Source organism: Desmonostoc vinosum (genome assembly GCF_059505385.1).
Window position 1 is genome coordinate 1 of sequence record NZ_JCACKM010000260.1, and the last position, 5,688, is coordinate 5,688.

Sequence of the window (5,688 nt, forward strand, 5' to 3'; positions counted from 1 at the left end):
GTGGGGAGTGGGGAGTGGGGAGTGGGGAGTGGGGAGTGGGGAGTGGGGAGTGGGGGGATGAGGGAGATGAGGGAGATGAGGGGGATGAGGGGGATGAGGGGGATGAGGGAGATGAGGGGGATGAGGGGGATAAGGGGGATGAGGTTCGACTTCGCGGTAGTTGGAACGTAGCCGAAACTCACCAACCGGGGGATAAGGGGGACGCGGGGACACGGAGAATAATCAATAACAAATGACAATTCCCCAGTCTCCACTCCCCACTCCCCACTCCCCACTCCCCAGTACCCCTATTCCCTACTCCCCATGACCAGATTTTCTGGTATCACAATCAAGGTAGTACCTTCTCTCCTGACTACATAAACTCTGTGATGAGGTGCTACGCTGAGTTTGTCATCATCACATCTAGCTTGCCAAGAATTCCCCTCATATATTACCCGCCCTGTTTTTCCTGCAGGAATTTCTGTTAAGGTTTCAGCGGTGCTTGCATCCTGAATTTTTGACTTGCGTCGTCGTGGTGGTTGCAAAAATCGCCGGGAAAATACAATTAGCAATGTCGAAAGTAACAGCCAAACTGCTACTTGCAACCATAAACTTCCCAAACCCACTTTCGACAGCAGCGCTACGATAAAAGCACTGATTCCCATCATGAACGCTACAAAAGCTGATGGTAAGAACAGTTCCATTAAACATAGAATTGCTCCAGCCATGAGCCAGATTAATGTATAACTTGGCATAGCGCCATCCTAGACACTACATTTACTACTTAAATACTGGAGAATGGGGAGTGGACTTTGACTTCGCTCAGCCCACGGGGAATGGGGACGCGGGGACGCGGAGAAATTTCGCTCAGCCCACGGGGAATGGAACGCGGGGACGCGGAGAAATTTTTCCCTCATCCCCCGGTTGGTGAGTTTCGGCTTTGCGGTAATCGAGCGAAGTCGAGATTCAACTACCGCGTACCCCTGTACTCCTACGCGGTAGCAAGCTACGCGTAGTGTCTTTGACAGGAGAAGTCGAACCACATCCCCTCTAGTCCCCAGTCCCCAGTTTCTTGAATTTTTGATAAATTTCAGTAACAAGGTGTAGCCGGGTGTACACAAATCCAGTCTATTCTAGCTCTCAAGACTTTGACAGCTAAATTTAACTGAAATTCATCAAGCCCTTTAGGCAAGGAAAAGGGAACAGTAAAAACCCCGCCCAAATACTGGTTTATGAAAAAAATATTTTTATTTTTTGCGAGATCCGTAGTACTAAGAAAAAATACGTTTTTGTTCAAATCTATGCCAGTTGCTTTCCAACGCAGGGCGATAAGAATGCGCTGGCTTTCTAATTTGAATTCTGTGGATTTCCCTGCAATGCACTGAGGTGGCTGAAGTGTTCCCTGTTGCCTGTTCTCTATTCCCTTTTAAAAGTTGATTTGTCCCTTGAATTTATACCTTCATGATTTCTACTGAGCGAATAATTTATTGCGTAAATCCAGGTTGTAATCATCCCATTAATTCTATGGGCAACCGTATTTGTATCAGTTGTCAGACTCCCATAGTTTACCGCTATATCTGGGCTACTGGCTCATTGGTTGATCAGGTGAAATTGGGTATTAAAGTAGCAAATAGATATGAGGTAATTTCACGCCGAGTTTGGCTGGATACCCAACCAGGTTTGTTACCAGATATACTAGAAGAATTACCAAAAGAGGTTATTCCTTACCTACAGCTATATCAAGAACGGTTACATTTGCCTCAACCATATGGATTTGCTCATGTCCTTGATGAAGGTGGGAATGATATCCTCTTACTAGAAAATGTGCCAATAGATGAAACAGGACATATCTACCCAACAATTATTGAAGCTTGGGAACAAGCAACGGCGGTACGACAAGTTTATTGGCTGTGGCAAATTCTCCAACTTTGGAAGCCTTTATCAGAATTGTCGGTGTCCCAAAGTTTGTTGATGCCAAATAATTTACGAGTGCAAGGCTGGTGTGTACGACTGCTGGAATTGGAACAAACGCGCGATTGCGTGTCTCTACACAAGTTAGGACAGTGTTGGCAACCTTGGGTAATGTCTGCAAAGGCATCAGTCGCTCAAAGTTTACGAAATATAGTGCAACAGATGTGTGAAACTGAGGTAGAGTTGGAGGCGATCGCCACTCAACTCAATGCTCTGTTGCTATCAGCTGCCGCAGAATTGCCATTAACTCTCAAGGTGGCTGGAGCTAGTGACACTGGCACAGTGCGATCGCAAAATGAAGATACTTGCTATCCTGCTACTACCAATGAGTTAGATGATGTTTTACTTCCACATTTAGCGATTGTTTGCGATGGCATTGGTGGACATGAGGGTGGTGAGGTTGCTAGTCAGTTGGCAGTGCAGTCTTTAAAATTGCAACTCCGCGCCCTATTAATGGAAGTAGCAACACAAACAGAAGTTACACCATCGGCATTATTGCAAGAACAACTAATAGCTAGCTTGCGAGTCGCAAATAACATGATTTGCGTCCGCAATAACGAGCAAAAACGCCAAGGTAGAGAACGCATGGCTACAACTCTTGTCATGGCTGTGCAAATACCGCAGCGAGTGCAGACAAATAATGCTCATGAACTTTACTTAGCTAATGTTGGCGATAGCCGCGCCTATTGGATGACTCGCCACTACTGTCAGTTACTCACAGTAGATGATGATGTCGTCACACGGGAAGTCCGCTCAGGGCGAAATTTGTATCAAAAAGCACTATTGCGCCCGGATGCTAATGCTTTGACACAAGCTTTGGGTATCAAAGATGCTGAATCATTAAGATTTTTGATTCAAAGATTTATTTTAGAAGAAGATGGCTTACTGCTGTTATGTTCTGATGGCTTAAGTGACAATAACTTCATAGAAAATTATTGGCCAGATCTTGCCATCCCGGTTTTAACAGGTCAAATTACAGTTGAAGATGCTGTCCATGAATGGATTCATCTCGCAAACCAAAAAAATGGTCACGATAACACATCAATTGTTCTAACTTATTGCCGTGTTTCCCCAGAATACTCAGTACCTGTGATGACTCCGCTACCGTCAGTCGAGATTCCAGAAGTAGAACCGCAAACAGAACCACAAATAGAAGAACACATCACAGTAGAAAATTCTCCACTGCTGCTGGATTTAGATATCACAGAGGAACCAACCCCAGAACCAGCAGTAATTAAAAAACCAATTAAAAAACCAAGTCGGAGTAAACCTTTGGTAACGTTGACTGGAATATTAGTTTTGCTTATAGGTGGTACGGGTTTGGGATTATTGGCTTGGCGAGAATTTAATCCACAAGGATTTCAGCAGATGTGTCGGCAACTTCCCCAAAGAATGCAACAACTGTGTCCACACCGTCATTGATAGGTGATAGGGAATTGCCAATAGCTGAGTCTGTAGGAACAGAAGATCTATTTGTTGTAAGATTAATGGTGGCATTAAAGCGCATAGCAAAAGCAAAGCGAGTTTTTCCTTGCCTGCTTGCCATCCTCGACAATAGCGCCTCTGAGACACCCATGGGAGTGAACAAGTGCATTGAGGAGGCGAATTTGGTGCGGATTTTAATCTCCACTAAACAGCCGAACGACTACAATATCGCTCGGAAAAATTGCTTGTTTGCGATTAGGGAAGAGAAAAAGCACAATTCTTCCACATAACTTGTCGATATACTAACTCAGAACCTTCTGGGTTATCCCTAGTTGTTGTCAACTCGCTACGAGAGTTTATGTAACTTTGGGAACATGTCAAATCAACTGAAAATAAAGGAACTAGACCACTTGCCAAAGTACCAAGGGACTGTAATGTTGCTGAACAAGCTTAACAAAGCCTTCTCAGGCTGGCTTTGTTGGTATCGTAGGTGCTTCAACGTGACTGCTACATCAGTCTATTTTTCAAAAAAGCAACTTCAGTGAGCAATGGCTGTGGAGATACTTGTGGAAAAGCAAAAGTTAGGTGTAAATGTGGATATGAAAGTTGGCGATCGCGTCCGTATTAAAGAATCGGTAGTAGTTTACCATCATCCTGAGCATCGCGGTCAGGCTTTTGATATCAAAGGCACAGAGGGTGATGTTGTAGCTATTGTCACTCAATGGGAAAATAGACCTGTGAGCGCTAATTTGCCAATTTTAGTCCAGTTTAGTAAAAAATTTAAAGCACACTTACGTGATAATGAGTTAGAAATTATCTAATACCAATTCAAAATTCCGAAATTAGATTAAGCGTGGGTTTAAAAGTTTGCATCTGTTGCATTCTTTTTTAAGATATCAAAAACTCCTGCGTCTCCATGTCATATCATGTCCGTTTAAAGACTTACGATTTGGCTGACGCGGAGATAGGGAGACGCGGTGAGACAGCGAGTAAAGGAGGGTTTCCCTCCGCAGGCGACTGCGTTAGCGCAGCGTTAGCGAGCTTGCGAGCGTCACCCGAAGGGGGAAGGGAGAAATTTTTATGATAAGTGATTAGCCGGACATGATATCAGCCAACATGATCAGTCTTGAGGCGGACATGAAATTACTCATCTGCGGCGAAACCATCGCATAATATTTAATTCGCCGCGCATTTTTTTTAAGTCTTGACGATTGCGTTCTGCTGTTTCGTTATACCATTCACAATAACGCTGATGCTCTGAGCGTGTTTGAACTTCCTGATAAAACTGGTGAGTTGTTTGATAAGCAGCAAAGGTTTCTTCAACTTCGGGCCGCAGAAATGGTAAAATATAATGTAAATTTTGAGACATTGTTTACAGCCAACCACGTAAGCGATATACAAAGCCGCCAATATATTCTTTTAAAGCATTAGTGAATTGATGCAAATTATCAGTATCTGGTAATAAATTTAGTATAGCGGCTTTAGGAGAACTACTAAGCTCAGCTATTTCACCCTCACTGACCAGAAAATCAGTAGGTGCAGGAATAACATTAATTCCTTGACGTTGGAAAATTTTGAGCGATCGCGGCATGTGCATTGCCGAAGTTATTAATAATACCTGTTTAATCCCACGAGACTCTAGAATTTTGCGGACATTGACGGCATTTTGATAAGTGTTGAGAGAGTCAGGTTCTTGAATAATTGCCTCAGCAGGAATACCAATAGAAGTGAGGATATTTGCCATATCTGCCGACTCTGGAGAACCACTACCGCGCCAATCGATGCGACCACCACTAAGAATAATGAAGTTAGCTTTTTTCTGGCGATAGAGTTGTGCTGCGTAAATTATGCGATCGCCTTGTTCACTTAAATCAACCGTTGGTCTAGGGGGAAAAGCTGATTTAGTTGCACCACCCAAAACTACAATTGCTTCTGCACTTGGCACTGTTGCGGGTGGAATATTTTGCCATTCTAGCGATCGCACCAGTGACTTAGCAACCCAAGCATTGCTGCAAACTAGCAGTAGCGTTAGTGATAAAGTAATAGCGATCGCTGCGACGCGTGGCCGTTTCCACAACATCACCAATGCCACTACTAGACTCATACAAGCTAGTCCCAATGGATAAAAAAACAGTGGTAGTAGTTTAGATAGGTATAGAAACATGGGGGAGTGGGGAGTGGGGAGTAGGGAGTAGGGAGTAGGGGAGATGAGGGAGATGAGGGAGATGAGGGAGATGAGGGAGATGAGGGAGAAAGATAATTACCCAGTCCCCAGTCCCCAGTCCCCAGTCCCCAGTCCCCAGTCCCCAGTCC

General features: G+C 44.2%; 6 protein-coding genes. 3 read left to right on the forward strand and 3 right to left on the reverse strand.

Annotated elements, in window-relative coordinates; translation table 11 throughout:
• Nucleotides 1-287 precede the first annotated feature (287 nt).
• Nucleotides 288-734, reverse strand: a complete 447-nt coding sequence (locus AC5JMF_RS28450; protein WP_495799066.1) for an NfeD family protein — start codon at nucleotides 732-734, stop codon at nucleotides 288-290.
• A gap of 706 nt (nucleotides 735-1,440) precedes the next feature.
• Here AC5JMF_RS28450 and AC5JMF_RS28455 point away from each other — a divergent pair.
• The 3 genes from AC5JMF_RS28455 (at nucleotide 1,441) to AC5JMF_RS28465 (ending at nucleotide 4,196) form a co-directional block, all read left to right on the forward strand.
• On the forward strand, nucleotides 1,441-3,372 hold the full coding sequence (locus tag AC5JMF_RS28455; protein ID WP_495799067.1) for a PP2C family protein-serine/threonine phosphatase: 1,932 nt from the start codon (nucleotides 1,441-1,443) through the stop codon (nucleotides 3,370-3,372).
• Nucleotides 3,354-3,665 carry a hypothetical protein gene (locus AC5JMF_RS28460; RefSeq protein WP_495799068.1) on the forward strand — a complete coding sequence of 104 codons (312 nt, stop codon included), beginning with the start codon at nucleotides 3,354-3,356 and terminating at the stop codon, nucleotides 3,663-3,665. The genes AC5JMF_RS28455 and AC5JMF_RS28460 overlap by 19 nt, the downstream gene beginning before the upstream one ends.
• A 258-nt stretch (nucleotides 3,666-3,923) precedes the next feature.
• A complete protein-coding gene (locus AC5JMF_RS28465; protein ID WP_495799069.1) occupies nucleotides 3,924-4,196 on the forward strand; it encodes a ferredoxin-thioredoxin reductase variable chain in 273 nt (90 codons plus the stop codon).
• Between the two features lie 326 nt (nucleotides 4,197-4,522).
• Here the strand turns inward: AC5JMF_RS28465 and AC5JMF_RS28470 are convergent, their stop codons facing one another.
• Nucleotides 4,523-4,744 carry a hypothetical protein gene (locus AC5JMF_RS28470; RefSeq protein ID WP_495799070.1) on the reverse strand — a complete coding sequence of 74 codons (222 nt, stop codon included), beginning with the start codon at nucleotides 4,742-4,744 and terminating at the stop codon, nucleotides 4,523-4,525.
• A 3-nt stretch (nucleotides 4,745-4,747) separates the two neighbouring features.
• Nucleotides 4,748-5,539 carry a YdcF family protein gene (locus AC5JMF_RS28475; protein WP_495799071.1) on the reverse strand — a complete coding sequence of 264 codons (792 nt, stop codon included), beginning with the start codon at nucleotides 5,537-5,539 and terminating at the stop codon, nucleotides 4,748-4,750.
• Nucleotides 5,540-5,688 lie beyond the last annotated feature (149 nt).